The organism is Pseudomonas sp. P5_109 (assembly GCF_034009455.1).
Classification (GTDB): domain Bacteria; phylum Pseudomonadota; class Gammaproteobacteria; order Pseudomonadales; family Pseudomonadaceae; genus Aquipseudomonas.
On record NZ_CP125380.1, the window covers coordinates 2,308,278 to 2,323,701 of the forward strand.

Sequence of the window (15,424 nt, forward strand, 5' to 3'; positions counted from 1 at the left end):
TCCTCGTCGGGTATATTTGGCGGTTAAAATCGGGGAGTGGTGTAGGAATGTTGAACGATTACGGGAAGAGTCTTTTTAAACCGTTGGTATCAGTTCAAAATGTTGTTCTTGGCTTGTCGGCGCTTTTTATTGCGGCTCTTGTGATAACTCAAGTCGGGCTGAGTAGTAGTGAATGGGCGAGTTGGGTTCAGGCAATCGGATCTATTGCAGCCATTATCGGGGCCACATACATTGCTGGGGAGCAACGACGTCAGAAAATTGAAGACGAAAAAAAAGAAAAAAATGAGTACGTGATCAAAGCCTATGGGGTTGCCGAGGTTTGTGTTGGCTTAATCGAGCGTATAAGTCGATTGGCACATTCTGGCGGTGGCATGTATGACCCGCGTGAGCTGCTCCCAAGAGCAATAGCCACTTTGTCCGACTGTCAGCTTATGCTTGCATCGGTTGATGTGCTTCGATTTGAGTCACAGGAACACACATCCGCATTCGTAGACATCAGATTCAATGCGTCGATAGTTAAAGGGTTGTGGGAGCAGATCGTTGCTGCCGGTGAATACAATGCAGGCCTTAATCAAATAAACTTAGACTCCAGCGTTGAGGCTTGCAGGCAGTCCATTCAAAAAATGCGTACAGATTTGTTTCCCGTGCATATTGTCTGAGAAGACTCCCACCGAATCAGCCGGAGGCAGAGAGTACGCGGTGCGATGGAGTTTTGGGTTGCGATAAGGTATTACGGGTAACCGGCATGGGGCCGGGTCAAGGAGTGAGCGATGTTTCCAAACGACTGCTGTGAAAAATCAATGCACTCGTACGAGCAAGATGACGACCTCGGCAGCTTCGAAATACTCGGAGGCCGTGACGCCGTGGATCAGGAGCTACTTCTCAAGTGCAAGGTTTGCAGCGACGAGTGGAGCAGGAAGTACAACCGTGGTGGAGCTCTTCTTTGGGTAAAAACCAAAGAGAGCAATCATTCCTCGTGACAAATGCGCAGGGCTTCGCGGTGGTAAGCGAGCTCAAGTTTGTGCGACACGTTTTCGGGGATCACGTATTCGTGTCGCGGCGCTGCAAGAAACTGCGCAGATCCTTCCGGACCGAGACTGTGCAAGTGATGAACCATCAACGTCATCGCCTCGCCCTGTTCCTCGATGCCGTGCCAGGCCATCAAGTCAGCCAGCGCTTGCCGGGTGCCGGCCATGGCATGCATTCGCAATTCTTCCTCGCCGCGAGTCTTTCGCCTCGCCGCAGTCTTTGCCGATCGTTCTTTCTGCGCGACTGCCATGGCTTACCTCATCTATACCGCTGGCCGGCAATGCGAGCCAGGTTTGTCGTTTGCGTTGTTGGACGCGAGCTATGCGGCGCATGAATTACTACCTCGGCGCGCTTTCGGGTATGGCGGTGCGCTGGCCAATCGAAGGCCGCTAAACACGTATTTGGGCGAAGTCTGGCTGAAACAGGCGCCGATCAATATCACCTTTGACCCGACTACCCGAACGCTGGCCTGGGACAACTTTTTGATCCTGCCCACTAATAGTGGGCAGGGGCGCATCAAGATCGCCCCAGGCTCGTTTTCTTTCACCAGCACCGGCTTCAATGTTGCCTACCTTGACCTATCGGCCACGGTAACGACCGGCGACACTCCGGCTACGGCAGTGAAGGGCGGGGTCTATTACGAATCTCCTAGCCCTGACCGCTTTCGAGGCCTGCCCAATCAACTGCCGATGTTCTACTGGAACGGCATTAACGACTTCGGGTCGCTCTGTGGTTTTCCGCGTGCCTCCGCGCCGGGCGCGACGGTGGTTTCCACGCTGGCGAATGATGATGTGGTGGTGAAGGTGGGGGTAAACACTCTCAGCACTTTCGTGAAGGGCGCCAAGTCCGGATCGAGCAAGTACCTGGAGCAAACCATCGGCTATGAAAACAAGCCGTTCGACCCAACGGGTGTGGATGCTTTCGGCAACTCCGACCTCTGGCGGCTTAAACATGGCTATGAGTGCGATCTGCTCGCGGAGGCCATGAGCTTTACCCGGGCCCGGGCGGGCCTGGCGTTGCTCAATGGTGGTGAGATCGCGGGCGCGTGGTTGGAGGAAGGCGCCCCGGATTACATCGGGGGTTACCATGGCGACGAGATCAAAACCCATGCCGCTCTATTTCTGGATGGTGTGCAGATCCCGTTCAATACGGTCGCCACGTACGTCGGCAAGAAGCTGCAGCTTGTACAGTACTCGAAGCTGTTCAGGTGCAATACCCAGACGGAAGTGGCCACCCACTCTAAGCGCGTAACCATTAGCCATGCCGAAGGCGGCATGCGGATCGAGCTGTCGCAGCAAGTGGTGTGGTCGCAGGCCTTGGTACTCAAGGCAGCGATGATGACCATGCTGCCGATCAAACGGCTGCTGGCAGACACGAGCGGGGACGTCATCACCAATACTGCCATGCGTGCGCCTTATGCCTCGACCGAGGATGTGTCCACGACAGGCTTTGCTCAGGTGGCCACTTTAGGGTCGCTGCCGGCGTCCCAGCTCTGGGGGCCTACCGGAATCTCCGCGAGTGTCGAGGTACTGAAGCACCCAGGCTTTGACGACTGCGGCTTCTTCGTGGCCAATGCGCCGTTCTACAACAAGATTTATTACAGCGTTGCTGGCAGCGCGGTCAGCACCATGGGCGGCATAACGCACACCACTCATCCCGGAGAAACCTGGAACGTGGACAGCGTCATCAAGATGACTACCAATCTCTGATCTGGCGCGAGAGACGGACGGAAGTTCGTCCGGCAGTGCCGATTAATGGATGAACCATGCCCGCCGAATGCGGGCTTTTTTTCGGCTGGAGAAAAGTGATGACTGCAACAGAAAGAGACCGCGACATCCTTGCACGTACGCTGTGGGGTGAGGCCCGTGGCGAAAGCCTGGCTGGCCAGATCGCGGTGGCCTGGACGATCCGCAACCGGGTGAACGATGGCAAGGCCAAGTCATGGTGGGGGGAGGGCTATGCCGGTGTTTGCCAGAAGCCCTACCAGTTCAGCTGCTGGAACAGGAACGACCCGAACTTCGCCTACCTGACTGGCGCGAAGCAGATTCCTTTCCGCGAGCTCGCACAGGCGCGGATTGCCGCTGACCAAGTGATCGATGGAAAGGTGCCGGATCCCACCGGCGGTGCTACGCACTATTACGCGACCAGCATGAGGACGCCTCCGGCCTGGGCTGTGAAGGCGAAGCAGACCCTCAAGCTCGGCGGCCACGTCTTCTTCAAGGATGTGCCATGAAGCCGACTGGTTGCGGATTCTTCCCTATATAGCATGGGAGCAGATGGCCCACACTACATCGCCAGCAATGGCACGAGTGTGCAGCATGGATAGGGGAGAGTTTTCCAGCTACTCTTTACTCAAAATCAGTGGGATCGTTGAGTTTTTCCTGCTTTAGCGAATTGAATTTGTTGGAGATTTTCTTAGAAATTCGGTCGCCAATACGGGAAATGGAGGCGCCATGGATGGCTCAAAAAACATGTGTTTTGCAGTGCAATGGGTTGCATTAGAGATGTAGAATGCTGGGATTTTTAGCTTTGGAGCGGAAAATGATTAAGCTTATACCTTCAAATGTTGAGGGAATCGTTCTACCGTCCCTACTTGTTTCAAAGATTATACAGGAACTGGAATAGTTATGGTCGACCTTCAAAAGGCCTATATTGCTCAGGCAATTTGTATTCTCAACCACGCTTTAGATAAGCGTGTTAGATATCGCCAGGAAGAGGCGGAATCTGTTTTTGGGGCGGCCTTTCATACGCAGTCCCAGCAAACCAATGTTCCCGATGACTTTGAACCGTCCGCTCCACGGCTTATCTTTCAGAATGGGCAAAGACAATTAATGCTCAGTCAGTCACTGGTTCAGCTGGTTTTGGGTTTTGAAAACTCCGAAAAAGCACTTGACCAACAAATGGATATAATTTTTAAAAATATTGCAGATATCCATGTGAGGGCTCAGAAGTTTCAGCCTGGCGGCTTGACTGGAGAGGTTGGTGTAATTTTTGTTGTAAATGTTCCATCGGAATTAGGGCGTGATGCCTTAAGTGAAAATGTATTTAGTCGGTTTGTAAAGTTGGAGCGGCTTTATGATACTGCTAGTGTTGCGTTAAAAGTTGGATTTAAAACTAAAGAAGATTTATATCTGAATTTTGAAATTGACGTTTATGAACTCCGAAAAGCGATTTTTGAGCCGGGGCTTCAACCTAAGGCGCTTGATGTTTCAGCGATTCCTGTACATGAGATGGGTTACTCTTTCAAGATTGATGTAAATAACAAGCCAAGATTGACGAATGGGATGGATGCTCGCAGTGAGTTAGTGGCGGTCACTTCTGAAATTAAGCAGTTTATAGGTGGTAAATTTCAAGAGTGGATTAAATTTGATGCTTCAGGGAATACTCCTAAATGAAAAGCCTGGAACTTATTGAAGCGAGCGAAGTGACAAGCTCAAATGTTCAGTCTCTTATCCCTGATAACCATTTCGACTATATGGCTCGTATATCGGGGAGTACTGAGTCTAGAACTGCTCAAGTTTTTTTAGTGCCCACTGATGCTTTTGTAGGTAAATGGTCGCAGTATTTTTTAGAAAAAGAAAAAGACCTTAGCCTGCTGAAGGGTGTTGTGCGGTGGCAGCATAAGCTAATTGATTTCAATGCAAGCTATGCGGCCCTGCTTTTAGAGCAGATTGATGAGGAGGAGTTTGAGCGAGTTGCAGAAAGTTTTGTAAGTTTCCAGGTTGATGTGCCAAGGGAAGATTTGATTTACAATATTGATAGGGTGCACAGTTTGACAGGAATAGAGTATTCGTCGTCGGATTATTCTAATATGTTTAACTGTGCGCAAGAAAGTATCGATATTGCGATGGAGTGTTTGAGTTTGGAAAGTAATTCGCTACGGATTTGGAGTGAGGGAGGTTTTGAATGAAGTCGGCCTCTATCGGCGCATCCGTTGAAGGTGAGTCTATCGCTGTGCAATGCCGGAAGTATTTTCAGCTTATTCCATTTAGGCATGAGAAACTTAAAAAAACGGTGTATCCATTCAAGATTAGTATTTTTGGAAAGGTTACAATCGTCAAAACCATTGAGGAAGGTATCGAGCTGGTTTGCGAACAGTCAATGCTAGAGGTTGATGATGAAATTCAAGGGCAGGCTATTTTCGGGCACTGCTCAAAAGCAGTACCTAAACCTCAGATTATAAATGCAACCGGAACGCACAAGGCTTCGTTCATTAAAACTAGGGGGCATTCATACGCTCGAGTCGATACTGGTTTGAGAGAATTGTTGCAAGCAAATAAGCTGTCTTCAGAGCAGGAGTAGTCTTGGGCGTTTATGATGCTTATCGCTCGTTTGAAGTTGCGGTCTGAGAGGGGCTAATGATTCTCATGTTCATGTCTTTATCTTTTCCACCCATATCCCCACCACATCGTTTTCAATTCTATTTTGGCATTGAATGATAAGCTTAGTTGCGATTTCAAGGTGCTGTCGGACTTCTTGAGTGAACGGCTGATAGCCGTCACTTTAGAGTGCCAACGATTTTTAGGCGGTAACTCAAACACCCAAGCGGGTTGGGTTAGTCCACCGTCATTAATACGGCGAGCGTCAACTTGATGAATTCTTCATTGCGATCAATCGTGGCCAGGGCGCCTCGGACGTTATCAGCAACGTCGGCCGCGCCGCGCTGCTCCACCCAATTTGAAAGCTCCATGATGGCGGCTTCCAGGGCGAGCTGGTTTTCATTGAACTTGAACAGCAGGGAAGGGAGCAGGTCTGAATTTGGCATCGCGATTCCTCGGTTATGAGGTCAGCGTAGCATCGGGAAATTGGGCATGAGGGGGTTGGGTGTTCGGTCGGCAGGACGCCGGGGAGGGCGCCAAAAAGGCGTACGTGACTTTTGCGTGACTTTCTCACGCACTTATAAACTCTTGTAGGCAGTCGGTTGCAGCGAGCGCCAGTAAAAACGGCCATTACAAAGGGGCTTGCATGGGTCCTGCGTGCATGGGGTGCTAGGGGTCGAGTGTTCGAATCACTCCGTCCCGACCATTTATTTATTAAGAAATCCAGTCACTTAGCGGTGACTGGATTTTTTATGGCTTATCGTTTTTTCGCGAAGATAATTTTTGCCCCACTTTTTGCCCCACTGAGGTTTTAGCCGGGTGGTGGACGTATTAGCGGCGCGTCAGGTTGCGATTCACGTTATCGCTATTGTTGGAGGGGGAAGTGTTTTCCTAATTGGTATAAAGCTCTACGCTTCCGCCAATAACTCTCATTAATACCTTGATTTATAAGGTTTTTTTGTGAGCTAGTCCATGCCCCTAGCCCATATTTTGGAGGCTGGGTTCAGTGAGCGTCCCTGGAACATTCTGCCCAATAGTCACTAGTCTTTCTCATGACGATCATAGGCGATCAGAGCGCCGTGCTGCCTGGCAACTCTAATCCATGCAAATAGAGAGACTGGAATTGCACCACAGCACATTCGCGTCACGGTTGCGCTTCGCGCCCTGACAGCTTCGCAGGACTTCAACCCCGCAAAGAAAGCGCTGAAGCCGGCATCCGTCTGCGGCACGCCGCACCAAGGCTGACCATGCCATCTTGCTTGCTCAGGGGGGAAGGATTTTCAGGCCATCCCGCCTCAGCTAGGGAGGCGAAGATAGTTTTTGCGTCGCCCTGTGCGGCGTTGGCGACCTGAAGGGCTTAGCTCAGAATCGTGGCGAGTCGCCCGTACTAGTAAGACATCGCTAAATTTTCTCCAACATTTCCATGCTGATCACCAACGTGGTCCGCTCAAGAATGTCGGCATGAAATGGAGCAATGCGACTGTTCGGTTAACGTTTGGCAACGACTTGGATGAGAATCGAATCATCTTGAGCTACCTAGTTCCCCTCTGGTGATTTTTGACTTGGCGAGAAGCGAATACGGTCTCGAGCAAATCGCCGGGTGGTAACGAATACGAAACATGGGGCGCCGCCAATGCTCTTTCAACGTTTCATGAGAGTGTCCTCTTCGATCGGCTGATTTCCGGAAACTTTTAATAGACGCACAATGTTGGGAAGTCAGGTCTGAATGAATAACCGTCATGAATAATATGCAGGAGTTGTTAGGTCGCGTGACACTGGACGAGCTATCGGCCTTCGTGGCGGTAGTGGAAGCCCTCAGCTTCACAGATGCGGCCAAGGTCATAGGACGGGACGCCACGATCATCTCGCGAAGAATTGGGCAACTGGAAGAGCGACTCGGAATTCGACTGTTGTCCCGCACCACGCGGCGCGTCTCTCTGACTGAAGTTGGAACGCTTTACTATCAACGTGTACGGGCACTGTTGGATGAACTGGACAGCGCTGGCCAAGAGGCGAGTAACTTCGCGACCAGTCCTCAGGGATTGCTCAGGGTGTCGATCCCCGTCACTTTCGGACGCAGATGGGTGGCGCCATTACTGCCCGCGTTCCTCGCACAGCATCCAAAAATCCGAGTGGATGCACGTTTTGCCGATCGCTACGTCGACGTAGTGGCGGAGGGGTTTGACGTGGCTATCCGCGTAGGGGTGTTGCGCGATAGCACGCTCGTCGCCAAGCAGATCGCGCCATTTCGCAACCTGCTTTATGCATCCCCAAGCTATATCTCTTTGCACGGTCAACCTCAGACGCCTGAAGCGTTGGCTGAACATGCCTGCCTGGGATTCAGTAGTCACTCAAGCTGGCCAGACTGGGTACTGAAAAACGGCAGTCAGCACCGGACGGTACGGCCAACTGGCCCGTTGATTTCGGACAATTCAGAGTCACTGCTTCAAGCGGCTGCTAAAGGCGTCGGCATCATCCTTACTCCGGATTGGCTAGCGGGGCCCTCGGTTCGCACTGGTGAACTTGTGCCTGTCCTGCCGCAATGGCAGGGCTCGGAGAGTGGCGGGATTTACGCGTTGATGCCGCCGGGGCGACTCGTTCCAACCAAAACACGCGTATTCGTCGACGAAATCACCCGCGCTATTCAGGCAGGTTGGGACCAGTAGGAAAATCGGGAGCCTTCTAAACCGGGCATAAGTACTCCGATACGCCATAACGAGCGGTGTATTTTGCGTTGAATAATTGATAAAAATAATTTGTGTTTATGAAAAATATATATTGATTTTATTTACGGTGGAGCCGCTTTAGCATAAATCCATCTTCAAAGAAGCTGTCGGACAGAAAGCGTGCTGTCCGACTTCATAAACCTATAAAAACTGCATTCGGAGTCCTGATGAGTCTTTCTCCTTTCCACCTGGCAATTCCTGTTTACGACCTGGCCGCTACCCGTACTTTTTACGGCGAAGTGTTTGGGCTTTCCGAGGGGCGTTCCAGCACTCAATGGGTCGATTTTGATTTTTATGGTCACCAACTGGTCATCCACGAGCATCCTAAGACCGCTTCTCAAGAAAGCGTTCACAGCAACCCGGTTGACGGCCACGACGTACCGGTTCCCCACTTCGGCATTATTCTGGAATGGGCGCAATGGGAAGCACTGGCCGAGCGCCTGAAGTCCTTCGGTACTAAATTTGTTATCGAACCCTACATTCGATTCAAAGGGCAAGTTGGCGAGCAAGCCACGATGTTCTTGTTCGACCCATGTGGTAACGCGCTTGAGTTCAAAGCATTCAAAGATATGAGCCAGCTCTTCGCTAAGTAATAAATAACCTGGCGCACGAATATGGCGCCAGGAAACCTTAATGAGCTGGAAGCTCATGAATCTAGCTACTGCCCTCAAGCAGTCCTTTCATTCCAACAAGAAGGCTAGACATGAAACGTATCCCATTGGTTTGGCGAATTGTTGCTGGGCTTTCGCTCGGCGTGCTTGTCGGTTGGTACTTCAATACCCATCCACAAAATCAGGTCTGGGTCAGTACCGAAATTCTTAAACCCCTTGGCGACATTTTCATCAAAATGATGAAGATGGTTGTTGTTCCCATTGTTTTCTGCTGCATGATCCTCGGTATTGCCGGTGGCGGCGATAACAAGTCGTTCGGACGCATGGGCGCCAAATCGCTGATTTACTTCTTCGCGATTACCAGCCTGGCCATTGTCCTCGGCCTGTGCTTCGCCAATTTCTTCGAGCCTGGTCAAGGCACCGAAATTGCTGGCATCTCGCACAGTACATCTACGGTTAACATGGAGCCCTCGAAAGGCGCGCTGATTATTTTGCAGAACATCGTTCCCGATAACGTGATTGTGGCGATGTCGGAAGGGAAGTTGCTGTCAGTACTGTTTTTTGCCGTTCTCCTGGGAATGGCATTGAATACTCTGCCAAAAGCGAAAAGCGCACCGGTCATTGCTGTTGTTCAAGGTTTGTCAGATGCAATGTTCAAGGTGGTCTCGTTTGTCATGGCTTATGCGCCGATCGGCGTATTCGGCATGATCGGTGCGACCGTCGCGACCTTTGGCTTTGCCTCGTTGTTACCATTGCTCAAGTTGATTGGTGTGGTTTACCTCGCGCTAATTGCTTTTGCCTTGATTTTCCTTGGCGGCATTTGCTACCTGATTGGCGAAAACGTCTTCAAGTTGATCAAATACTTTAGGGACGAGCTGATTCTGGCGTTCTCCAGTGCGGCGTCCGCGGCGGTCATGCCGCAACTGATGAAAAAGTTGGAGAACTATGGCGTACCTCAACGAATCGTCAGCTTTGTGGTCCCTGTGGGATATGCGTTCAACCTGGATGGCGCGTCCATCTTTCTCGGCGTTGCGACGATCTTTATCGCTCAGTTGTACGGCATCGACCTGTCGCTGACTCAGCAGATTCTGCTGGTGGTCACGATGGTATTGACGTCGAAGGGAGCCGCTGGAGTGCCTGGCTTTGCCATCATTATTCTGTCTGCCACCTTGGCATCTGCCGGGCTTCCTTTGGAAGGGGTCGCATTGATCGCTGGTATCTTCAGAATTATCGACAGCGGGACGACAACGTTGAACGTGCTGGGCAATGCAATCGCCCCCTTGGTTATCGCCAAGTGGGAGAAGGCCAATCTCGAACCTTCACGTGTCGAGCGAGTAGGGGAGCAAGCGTAACTTCCCTTTAAGAGAGTCTTCGGCGTGATCCATGCCGAGGGCTCTTTTTGTTCGCGCAGTACAGATAATAAGTAGTCTGCTTTTGCTGCTCTTCAGGCGCCGAGTTGTGCGGTTGTAATAGCTCAATCGCACACTCGAATTCGCCAAACGTTGCTGCCAATTATTAATATAAAACAGGTGGTTTATGTGCAAAAACTCTTTGCTCGACTTGGCACGTCGGTGTGCTTTATTGAGCGTGGTGTGTGCGTCGTTCCTTACCGCTAGCGTTCCTCAGCTGGCGTCAGCAAGCCCTCTTTCCCAGTTGGACGCTTCTGCAGTGGCTGTACCAGACCGCTTGGCCGCGGACACGGCCAATGCCATCTTCGCCAAAGGCGGTAACGCCATCGATGCGGCAGTCGCCATTGCGTTTTCGCTGGCGGTGACCTACCCCGAGGCTGGAAATATCGGTGGTGGCGGGTTCATGACGGTTTATCACGAGGGCAAACCGTACTTCCTGGATTACCGCGAGCGTGCGCCGCTCAAGGCGACGCGAGACATGTTTGTCGACAGCAAAGGCCAAGTGATTGCGGCTGATAATCTTGACGGAAGTGTCATTGGCCACCGCGCAGTGGGCGTGCCTGGCACGGTATCCGGCATGTGGGAAGCTCATCAGCGTTTTGGCAAACTCAAGTGGGCGGATCTGATCGCGCCAGCGATTCACTATGCGCATGAGGGTTTTGCCGTCGATGACACGTTAGCCAATCTGGCAGCGACCGAAAATGAAAAGCGATTCTCCGGGAAAACCAATTTCGCCGAGTACTTCGGTAAATTGCACGCGGGGTCAACATTCAAGCAACCTGAGTTGGAGGCGGTGCTGAAGCGAATCGCCGCACAAGGGCCGGATGGCTTTTACAGCGGCGAGACCGCCGAACTGATCGTCAGTGATATGGGCGCTCATGGTGGTTTGATCAGTGCAGCGGATCTCAAGGGCTATAAGGCGGTCTGGCGAGAGCCGATACAGGCGAACTGGAATGGCTTTCATATCGTCACGGCGCCGCCTCCCAGCTCTGGTGGTATTGCTCTGGTGCAGCTTTTGAAGATGAAGGAAGCGCGCCAAAAGGATTTCCAGGGCGTCCCGCTTAATTCCGTCAGCTACATGCACCTGGTCGCTGAAATCGAGAAGCGTGTGTTTGCGGATCGCGCTCAATACTTGGGTGATCCTGATTTCTACAAAGTGCCGGTGGAGCAGTTGCTGGATGAAAAGTATTTGGCCAGCCGTGCAGAGCAGGTCAATGTTTCAGTGCCCTCGGACACTGGTAAAGTAGTCGCAGGTCTGAACATCGCCTCCCCGGAAAAGCCGCAAACCACTCACTTTTCAATCGTAGACAAATGGGGGAATGCGGTCTCTAACACTTATACGCTCAACGGATTCTTCGGCTCTGGTGTGGTCGCCAGCAAGACCGGCATTTTGCTCAACGACGAAATGGATGACTTCTCCGCCCTTGCGGGTGTGCCGAATCAGATGGGAGTTGTGGGCAATGACACCAACGCGATTGAACCTGGAAAGCGTCCGTTGTCTTCGATGACACCGACAATTTTCCTGAAGGACGGAAAAGTTGCTCTGGTCATTGGCACACCAGGCGGCTCGCGGATTTTCACCTCGATCTTTCAGGTGGTCAGCAACACCTATGACTTCCAGCTTCCATTGAAGGATGCAGTTGCAACGATGCGCTTCCATCACCAGTTGCTGCCGGCGAACACCATTTTCTGGGAGCCTTATGCTCCTATCTCTGGGCAGTTAGCAACCGACCTTGAAGCTAAGGGCTATAACCTGGCTGATCAGGGTTTTAACGGTGATGTCCAGGCGATCAAGGTCGAGGGTCGAGTCCCTGCGCCCGTTGCAGACCCGAGGGGGAGGGGCGTGACGTTGCTGGCGAAGTAATCGTTTGAAGCATGCGGCAGCCCGCTGTCGCATCGCCGGCTCCTAGCCTGCACCTTTGCTGTGCAGGCTTCCTCATTTCACCGCTATAACGCTTGGGTGCTTTTTCTCACCTGGCTCCCTCATTTATGTGTTCCGCCATATCCCCCGTCACTCAAGTCGTCCGCCCCCTGATACTCCCTTCTTTCTGTCACGCGCGATGCCTGCAGCAGTGCTCGAAATTCGACTTTGTGGCAGCGCACTGGATTCTTCACATACAATCAGACAATCTGTTCGGCGAAATGTATGATTCTGAGCAGCGCACCAACGTCCCCCGATAGTTGCGTCAAACCGAGTTTGAATTGTCATTTTTGTGAATAGCCTAATTAAGACCATATGAGGGAGAGTGCGTAGATGAGTGAATCAAGCCTCCAAATCCCCAAGCGCGGCGCGACGCTGCGCTTGTTAGTAGAAGACAAGATACGAGAAGCAATCTCCTCAGGTGTGCTTCGGCCCGGCCAGCGACTGGTCGAGCGTGAGCTTTGCGAGATGACTGGAGTCGGCCGCACATCCATTCGAGAAGCGCTACGACAGCTTGAGGCGGAAGGTCTGATTACCTGCAACCCCCACAAGGGGCCTTCTGTGAATAAAATCTCCTTGGAGGAAACGCGCCAGCTGTATGCGGTACGCGGACTTCTGGAAAGCTTCTCCGGACAGGAATTCGCCTTGGTGGGTACGGATGCGCAGATCCGTCGCCTTGAGGAAGCTGCTGCGGTATTCGAGTTTCGGGCTCAGCAATATTGGCAATACCCTGACCGGGACCTCGATAGTTTGAGGGCTGCGCGTGATGCGTTGATTGAAGCCAAGACCCAGTTTTACGTCTGCTTGATGGAAGGCAGCAATAATATTTTCATCGTCCAGATGCTGACCACGTTACACAACCGGATCACATTGTTGCGCGCCACCTCCATGACCCAGCCCGGTCGTCTCCAGCACTCAGTCAAGGAAATCAAAGAGATCGTGACAGCGATCAAGTCGAGGGATGGTGCCAAGGCGGCAGAAGCTTGCCGAGCACACATCGAGTTGTCAGCCAGGGTGGCCATCAATTACTTGGAAAGCGTCGAGCAGGAAGACACTGCTATGTCTGATTGACAGATTGTCTGCAAATCTGGATATTCATCACGGCGTGGTTGCGTCGTTTTTCTGCTGCCCGATTGCCCGTAATCCGGTGCTCCGTGTGCCGCTTTCGGGACAGGTAACGGAAGAACGCGTGACCGGTAGAAATCGGTACGGCCCCATTTGGGCTGTAAGACACTGACGTGATGACTCGTCACTGCAAGAGTGACGCAGGAGAAAAATAATGACTGCATTCATCAGTTTGAAAGAGAGGCTGGTTAACGCCTACCCCGACCTCGAACTGCGCCGGCTCGCCCCGGGCCTCTCAATAACCGTTGAGTTCAGCGTCGGATCGCAAAGCACTGGGCTCAGTGTTGTCGATGGTTATCTGTTCAAAGGCTTTTCCGGCCAGCCAGCCATCCGTATCGAGGCCGCCGAAGAGCAATGGGAGCATGTGCTGTGCGTACCGCCTGTCGCGACCTACCATAGTTTCACCGCTTTACAGATTGCCAATCCTGCATTTGAAGTGAGCGGCGATGCACAACTGATCGCCCAGGCGCGGCCGTTTCTTGAACGCTTATTCGAACTGATTACCCTGACTCCTGCGGCTCCGGCATTGTCCGTGCAGCGATCAATTTCGCAAATTCAAGGGCAGTATGCTGCTGTCAGCGTACTGGGGCAGAAATATGAAATTTACTACGAAGTAGCCGGGGAGGGCGTGCCCATCTTGTTCCTCCACACTGCCGGTGCAGACGGCCGCCAGTATTTTGGACAAATGGCCGATATCGAAATGGCTCGGCAATTTCGCATGTATGCGATCGACCTTCCATTTCATGGTAAATCGATGCCTCCCCGCGACTGGGACGGTGCCCCTTATTTGCTGACAAGCGAATGCTACCAGCAATGGTGTACGGCGTTTATTGAGCAGGTGATAGGCGCCCCTGCCATCGTCGTCGGTGGATCGATGGGTGCCGCAATGTCCTTGGTGCTGGCAGCGGAGCACCCTGAACACCTGATCGGTGTTGTAGCGCTGGAGCCTCCTTTTCAGTCCCGCGGCCGCCGAAATCCCTATCAGAACCATGTGCAAGTACATGGGGGGCTGCACAACGGCGCTTATGTTCGAGGCCTGATGAGTCCGACCAGTCCCATTGAGGATCGCCGTCGCGCCAGTTGGATTTATTCGCAGGGAGGACCGGGTATCTACCCAGGCGATCTGGCATTTTACAGTGATGAGTTCGATGGTGCCGAAACCGCGCCGCGGATCGATGCCGCGCGCACACCAGTCGCGCTGCTCTCAGGTAATTACGATTATTCCGCAACCCCTGCGGATGGCGCCAGACTGGCCCATCTGATTCCCGGGGCCTTGCACCTGGTTATGGAGGGGTTGGGGCACTTTCCCATGACGGAGCACCCGGATAACTTCCGACCGTACCTGATGCAGGGGCTCGAGCATGTCGTAAGCAAGACGGAGTTGAAGGGGGCCTGAATATCGGCAGGAAAGCTGACCTTAAGCCCTCGGGCGGGTCAGCTTTCTATTGAGGGCTCGGCAGACGAAAAAAAGCCCGGTTACTCACCGGGCCAAAGGTCACAGGTACAGGGTCAGTCGACCAAGTGGTTGCCAATTGAAGAACCGCCGTCCACGGTCAGGATACTTCCGGTGGCAAAGCGAGAGCGGTCAGAAGCGAGGAACAGGAAGGCTTCTGCAATCTCCTCGGGTTTGCCCATTCGATTCATCACCGCCCGAGCCTCCAAAGCGGCCCGCAACGCTTGCGGTGTTTCAGATTGAGCGAAGATCCGGTCGAAATAAGGGCTGTCGATGGTGCCGGGCGCTACGGCGTTCACGCGTATGCCATCCGCTGCATGATCCAGCGCCATCGCTCGCGTCAGCGCTGAAACGCCGCCTTTGGAGGCAACATAGGCCGTGCGGTTAGCAATGGCGCTGGTGGCCGTGTATGACGTGGTATTGATGATCGAGCCGGACTTCTGCCGGGCCATGACCGGTATGACATGCTTGGCGCACAGGAACATGCCCTTGAGGTTGACCGACATCAGTCGGTCCCAATCCTGCTCTTCAATGGTTACAACGTTCCCGGTTAGACCGAAGCCGGCGTTGTTGACCAGCACATCGATACGGCCGAAGCGGGCAACCGTCGTTTCGACTAACGCTTGTACCTCTGCATTGATCGCCACATTGCAGCCAATAGCGGTGGCTCCAATCTCATCCGCGGTCGCCTGTGCGGCCTCGACGTTCACATCGGCCACGATGACCGAAGCGCCATTCTTCGCAAATATTGTCGCGATGGCTTTGCCAATGCCACTGGCTGCGCCAGTCACGATGCATACCTTGTTTTCTAATTCCATTGTCGTCATCCCC

15 protein-coding genes and 1 pseudogene are annotated in these 15,424 nt (G+C 52.7%); 13 read left to right on the plus strand and 3 right to left on the minus strand.

The window, feature by feature from the left end:
- Positions 1-47: 47 nt before the first annotated feature.
- Positions 48-659 carry a hypothetical protein gene (locus QMK54_RS10480; protein WP_320402465.1) on the plus strand — a complete coding sequence of 204 codons (612 nt, stop codon included), beginning with the start codon at positions 48-50 and terminating at the stop codon, positions 657-659.
- Between the two features lie 308 nt (positions 660-967).
- On the opposite strand, the gene QMK54_RS10485 is transcribed toward QMK54_RS10480, so the two are convergent.
- On the minus strand, positions 968-1,279 hold the full coding sequence (locus tag QMK54_RS10485; protein WP_320402466.1) for a hypothetical protein: 312 nt from the start codon (positions 1,277-1,279) through the stop codon (positions 968-970).
- Here QMK54_RS10485 and QMK54_RS10490 point away from each other — a divergent pair.
- The 5 genes from QMK54_RS10490 (at position 1,194) to QMK54_RS10510 (ending at position 5,331) form a co-directional block, all read left to right on the plus strand.
- Positions 1,194-2,738, plus strand: coding sequence for a hypothetical protein (locus QMK54_RS10490; protein WP_320402960.1), 1,545 nt, complete (start codon positions 1,194-1,196; stop codon positions 2,736-2,738). The two genes, QMK54_RS10485 and QMK54_RS10490, sit on opposite strands and share 86 nt — an antisense overlap.
- Positions 2,739-2,836: 98 nt before the next feature.
- The gene (locus QMK54_RS10495; RefSeq protein WP_320402906.1) at positions 2,837-3,262 is read left to right on the plus strand and encodes a cell wall hydrolase; all 426 of its coding nucleotides are present in this window, start codon (positions 2,837-2,839) and stop codon (positions 3,260-3,262) included.
- Positions 3,263-3,656: 394 nt separating this feature from the next.
- Entirely contained in the window at positions 3,657-4,424 is a 768-nt protein-coding gene (locus tag QMK54_RS10500; RefSeq protein ID WP_320402467.1) for a hypothetical protein, read from the plus strand.
- Complete coding sequence (locus QMK54_RS10505; protein WP_320402468.1) at positions 4,421-4,939, plus strand: hypothetical protein; 519 nt, start codon at positions 4,421-4,423, stop codon at positions 4,937-4,939. The genes QMK54_RS10500 and QMK54_RS10505 overlap by 4 nt, the downstream gene beginning before the upstream one ends.
- Positions 4,936-5,331, plus strand: coding sequence for a hypothetical protein (locus QMK54_RS10510; protein WP_320402469.1), 396 nt, complete (start codon positions 4,936-4,938; stop codon positions 5,329-5,331). The genes QMK54_RS10505 and QMK54_RS10510 overlap by 4 nt, the downstream gene beginning before the upstream one ends.
- Positions 5,332-5,584: 253 nt before the next feature.
- Here QMK54_RS10510 and QMK54_RS10515 read toward each other — a convergent pair whose 3' ends face one another.
- A complete protein-coding gene (locus QMK54_RS10515) occupies positions 5,585-5,794 on the minus strand; it encodes a hypothetical protein (protein WP_320402470.1) in 210 nt (69 codons plus the stop codon).
- A gap of 988 nt (positions 5,795-6,782) precedes the next feature.
- On the opposite strand from QMK54_RS10515, the pseudogene QMK54_RS10520 reads away from it, so the two are divergent.
- The 7 genes and pseudogenes from QMK54_RS10520 to QMK54_RS10550 all read left to right on the plus strand — a co-directional run.
- Positions 6,783-6,902, plus strand: a pseudogene (locus QMK54_RS10520) (OprD family outer membrane porin); the annotation flags it as partial.
- Between the two features lie 185 nt (positions 6,903-7,087).
- Positions 7,088-8,014, plus strand: coding sequence for a LysR family transcriptional regulator (locus QMK54_RS10525; protein ID WP_320402471.1), 927 nt, complete (start codon positions 7,088-7,090; stop codon positions 8,012-8,014).
- A gap of 227 nt (positions 8,015-8,241) precedes the next feature.
- Positions 8,242-8,667, plus strand: a complete 426-nt coding sequence (locus QMK54_RS10530) for a VOC family protein (protein WP_223508378.1) — start codon at positions 8,242-8,244, stop codon at positions 8,665-8,667.
- 110 nt (positions 8,668-8,777) lie between these two features.
- Positions 8,778-10,037, plus strand: a complete 1,260-nt coding sequence (locus tag QMK54_RS10535; protein WP_223508379.1) for a cation:dicarboxylate symporter family transporter — start codon at positions 8,778-8,780, stop codon at positions 10,035-10,037.
- A gap of 184 nt (positions 10,038-10,221) precedes the next feature.
- Positions 10,222-11,958 (plus strand): gamma-glutamyltransferase, encoded by a 1,737-nt coding sequence (gene ggt / locus QMK54_RS10540; protein WP_223508380.1) that lies wholly within the window; start codon positions 10,222-10,224, stop codon positions 11,956-11,958.
- Positions 11,959-12,348: 390 nt separating this feature from the next.
- Complete coding sequence (locus tag QMK54_RS10545) at positions 12,349-13,086, plus strand: GntR family transcriptional regulator (RefSeq protein ID WP_223508381.1); 738 nt, start codon at positions 12,349-12,351, stop codon at positions 13,084-13,086.
- Positions 13,087-13,294: 208 nt separating this feature from the next.
- Entirely contained in the window at positions 13,295-14,536 is a 1,242-nt protein-coding gene (locus tag QMK54_RS10550) for an alpha/beta fold hydrolase (protein WP_223508382.1), read from the plus strand.
- Positions 14,537-14,649: 113 nt separating this feature from the next.
- Here QMK54_RS10550 and QMK54_RS10555 read toward each other — a convergent pair whose 3' ends face one another.
- Entirely contained in the window at positions 14,650-15,411 is a 762-nt protein-coding gene (locus tag QMK54_RS10555; protein ID WP_154863215.1) for an SDR family oxidoreductase, read from the minus strand.
- Between the last annotated feature and the right edge of the window lie 13 nt (positions 15,412-15,424).